This is a genomic window from Dietzia sp. 111N12-1, assembly GCF_001658045.1.
Classification (GTDB): domain Bacteria; phylum Actinomycetota; class Actinomycetes; order Mycobacteriales; family Mycobacteriaceae; genus Dietzia; species Dietzia kunjamensis.
Genome location: NZ_LSSV01000101.1, coordinates 1 through 906, shown reverse-complemented (window position 1 = coordinate 906; position 906 = coordinate 1). Strand labels below are relative to the sequence as shown.

Below are 906 nucleotides of genomic sequence, written 5' to 3'. Positions count from 1 at the left end.
TGGCCTGCTGCGGTGATCTCGGACGGTGGACCCTCCTAAAGTGAGGGACCTACCGAAATGAGACCCAGCAGTGAGTGCATCACGCAGGCGGTTCAGCCAGGAGTTCAAGGATGAGCTGTGCCAGGAGGTCATCACGACCTCGAAGACGATCAAGGACGTCGCGGTGGCCTACGGCGTGGGCCCCGAGACATTGCGGAACTGGTTGAACAAGTACCGCGAGACCCACGGCGGCACGGAGACCGAGGTGACGCTCGATGAGCGGGCGCGACTCAAGGAGCTGGAGCGGGAGAACTCCGAGCTTCGCGCTGAGACGGCGTTCCTGAAAAAAGCAGCGGCTTACTTCGCGCGGGAGCAGCGACCGTGAGCCGATACGAGTACATCGACTCCTGCAGGAACGACCCGTCCGAGACCAACCCGCTCTACAAGATGTGCGCCTGGCTGGCCGTGTCGACCTCTGGGTTCTACAACTGGCTCTCGCGCCCGACCTCGGCCACCGCGGCCCGCAGACAGGCGCTGACGGCCAGGGTGAGGCACTTCTTCGCCGCCACCGACGGCACGTACGGGTATCGGCGGATCCACGCCGACCTGGTCGACGAGGGCACCGAGTGCTCACCGGAGTTGGTGCGTCAGATCATGCGCTCCGAAGGCCTGGTGGCCTGCCAGCCGAGGCCATTTCGGGTCACCACTGAAGCTGACGACGCTGCTGCAGCCGACATGCCTGACCTGGTGGAACGCGACTTCACCGCCGATCGCGCCGGCGTCAAGTTCGTCGGAGATATTACGTACATCCACACGTGGCAGGGGTTCGTCTACCTGGCGACGGTGATCGACTGCTACTCCAAGAAGGTCGTGGGCTGGTCGATCGCCGATCACATGCGCACCGAGCTCGTTGAGACGGCGCTGAAG

At 63.9% G+C, this 906-nt stretch carries 1 pseudogene; it reads left to right on the top strand.

What is annotated here, in order from left to right:
• Window positions 1-70 precede the first annotated feature (70 nt).
• Window positions 71-906 (top strand): annotated as a pseudogene (locus AYO52_RS16790) (IS3 family transposase); the annotation flags it as partial.